Here is a 3,113-nt window from a genome sequence, read left to right on the forward strand (position 1 = left end):
GTTCTGAAGACTCTGATACAAGTGGCTTTAGTATGTTAGGGGTATCTCTAATTGAAAAAAGTGGTGTAGTATGGGATGGTAAAAATCAAATGGCTAGTACACATTGTGTTATAGGAAGAAAAAGTACGTTTCTACCATCTAGTGTGTATGCTTTAAAAGGAAGGTTAATAAATGCCTAACAATACAATAAAATTAAACCTTTATAGAGGAAAAGTAATATCAATAGATGATCCTGATAAGAAAGGAAAAGTTAAAGTTCAGCTATTACCAGAAATGGTTAGTATTGATCCTGAAAATTGTCCTTGGTTTCCACCTTTTACAGGAAACTCTAGTGATAACGAGATGAAGAGTAACCTTCCAGAAGTAGGATCTTTAATTTGGCTATTAGCTGATGATTTATTTTATGATAGATATTATACAGATTTTAAATATAATATATCTGGGAAGTTTGACTTTACTAAAGTAGAGGATATATTAGGATCAGTGGATGGTCTAGATTCTACATACAAGGACATCCAATTTACACTCTATGAAGATCAATCTTTATCTTTTCACAATAGACTAGATGGAAGTTATGGTTTTATTCAGAGTAGTGGATCTCATGTTATTATAGATAAAGATGGTAAAATAATTCTTAATTCCCAAGACGAAAATGCTGTTAGATACTCAGCTTTAGAAACTGCCTATAATGAACTAAATGATAAGTTTAATACTTTAGTAAGTATACTGGTAGCTTGGACTCCTGTGCCAAGTGATGGTGGAGCAGTACTTAAAGCGTTACTAACAGCGGGTAATGTTCCCCCATTAAATCTTAGTTCTACAGGGAATATAACAGGATCTAAAATAGAAAGCATACTTGTACCTTAAATCTAAAAAAGTACTATTATATTATGAAAGAATTAAACTATATTGATATTCCAATTAGTGGAAATAAGAAGAATGGATTATATATAAAAAACAATGATGCTCTTGATAATGCTTTTAGGCTCTGGATTACATCTAGTCCTAATGAGTTTCTAAGAAGACAAGGTGGTGGGATTCTTTTAAGACATATAGGAAAACCATTAAATGATGCAAGGGCTTTAGAGATTAGAAGGTCTATTCAAAGAGGAGTATCTAATGATTTTAGTCCTGCTTTAGAAATATTAAACTTAACAGTTACACCAAACTATACACGTAAAAGGTGGGAAATACTTTTAGTAGGATATAGTGAACAATTTAGAGTTGGAATAAACCAAACATATCTAATAAGTAATGAGGGATAAGCTATGAGCGAGAAATTTGATTATAATAGTATAAGAAATAGGGTATTAACAAACTTATCAAATAAAACAGAACACAATAATGTATTCGCTAATTCAGCATTAGTAAATATAATAGAAGCTATATCAGAAGAGATGGAAGACCAACAGCTTCAAGACGAGTACTTGACTATTGAAAATACATGGTCACTAGCTCAAAATAGGTCTTCACTTTTAACAGAAAGTAAAGTACATAACTATGATGTTCCTAGGAAAAGAGGAGCTACTGGAAATATAAGATTTGGAGTTTCAGAGGCTTTTGATACTCAACCATCTAAGATAATAGACTTTCCAAAATGGACTCAAACTAGTGATAATACTGGAATTGATTTTACTACTGTAGAAGCAAACTCAATGCCTATTACAGAGACTTATGTGGATATTTTAAGTGTGCAAGGTATCCATAAAACCTATAGTAATTTTGCTCAAGGGTCAGAAAACGAAACATTTATAGTATTAAATGACTCTATAGAGGATAGTCACTATGATTTATACATTAATGATATTCTTTGGACACCAGTTGAAACATTATTTGATTATGGAATAAATGATAAAGTATATGAAATTAAAAGCTTAGTAGACTTCTCTGGTATTAAAATAACTTTTGGTAATGGTACTAATGGAAAAATATTATCCAATGGAGACACAATTAAGTTTGACTATATAGAAACTAAAGGATCTAACGGTAATATAGTAGCAAGTGGATTAGTAACTAACATAGATTCTACAATATACAATGTTAATTTTGAACAAGTAGAACTATTCTGTACAAATACATCAAGTTTAGCAGGGGGAGAGGACGAAGCGCCTATAGAGGAAATAAGGACAAACTCCCCAAGATTCTTTCAAAGTGGAGATAGAGCTACTACTAAACAGGATTATCAAACTATCATTGAAGGATTCTCTTATATTAAGAAAGTATCAGTTACAGGGGCTTATGAATATAATTTAGATAATGGAAATGATCTATGGGCTTATATTCCTACTCAAGACAACCTCGTTAATATTATAGCTCTAACAACTACAGATGAGGGATTGACTGAAGATCAAGCTATACAATTAACTAGAGATATAAGGGAGAAGAATGCACCAACAGACATTTTAACATATCCAGAGATTACTATAATTCCTATGGTGTTTAACATGGATGTAGCAGTTAATACAAGATCACTAACTTTAAATGAAGTAAACACTAATATAGATACTAATTTAGCTAATGCCTATAATATAGATGTTTTAGATTTTTATGATAGTGTTTTTAATTCAGATTATAGTGCTTTGATAGATAATACAGCAGGTGTTAGAAAACATAATTCTTATGTAACTCTATTAGAAAAATTAGACTTTTCTAGTGCATATGCACTACCTATTACATTGCCTTTATTTCCTATTACTGGAACAGGGATAAAAGTGTATGTTAAATTGAAAACTGAATCAGTAAATAACTATGAGTTAATAGGTCAAGGTAGCCCAACAGGGTTTATCATAGGAGAAGTAGGTTATACTTTTTCAGCTATATCTCGTATTTTACTAACAACGGGTAAAGGATCTCTAGCAATATTAGAGGGTCTAACTGAAGTATATACAGATTATGATGTGAGGATAGAATATAGACTAGTAGCTGATGATGTAGAGCTATTAGCTAGAACTCAAATACTTAAATATGACTCAAGCAACTATATAGATATAAAATACTATAAAGGTGGGAACTAAGTCTTATGAGTATATATAATACAGTTAAAGGAAAAATGCATAATGCTATACAAAATGACTTTTGGCTACAAATAGCAGAAGCAGTTTCAGAAGAGTTAG

3 protein-coding genes are annotated in these 3,113 nt (G+C 31.1%); all 3 read left to right on the forward strand.

Annotated features, from left to right (window positions below; all coding sequences use genetic code 11):
- Positions 1 to 171 precede the first annotated feature (171 nt).
- From PF569_06480 to PF569_06490, 3 genes are read left to right on the forward strand one after another with little or no spacing between them, the layout of a single operon-like run.
- On the forward strand, positions 172 to 867 hold the full coding sequence (locus PF569_06480; protein ID MDA3855884.1) for a hypothetical protein: 696 nt from the start codon (positions 172 to 174) through the stop codon (positions 865 to 867).
- Positions 868 to 890: 23 nt separating this feature from the next.
- Positions 891 to 1,265 (forward strand): hypothetical protein, encoded by a 375-nt coding sequence (locus tag PF569_06485; protein MDA3855885.1) that lies wholly within the window; start codon positions 891 to 893, stop codon positions 1,263 to 1,265.
- 3 nt (positions 1,266 to 1,268) lie between these two features.
- A complete protein-coding gene (locus tag PF569_06490; protein MDA3855886.1) occupies positions 1,269 to 3,014 on the forward strand; it encodes a hypothetical protein in 1,746 nt (581 codons plus the stop codon).
- Positions 3,015 to 3,113 lie beyond the last annotated feature (99 nt).

This window comes from Candidatus Woesearchaeota archaeon (assembly GCA_027858315.1).
In the GTDB taxonomy this organism is placed as follows: Archaea; Nanobdellota; Nanobdellia; order Woesearchaeales; family UBA583; genus UBA583.

Coding starts and splice junctions, on each gene's coding strand:
- PF569_06490 (MDA3855886.1), top strand. CDS start 1,269: ATGAGCGAGAAATTTGATTATAATAGTATAAGAAATAGGGTATTAACA.
- PF569_06485 (MDA3855885.1), top strand. CDS start 891: ATGAAAGAATTAAACTATATTGATATTCCAATTAGTGGAAATAAGAAG.
- PF569_06480 (MDA3855884.1), top strand. CDS start 172: ATGCCTAACAATACAATAAAATTAAACCTTTATAGAGGAAAAGTAATA.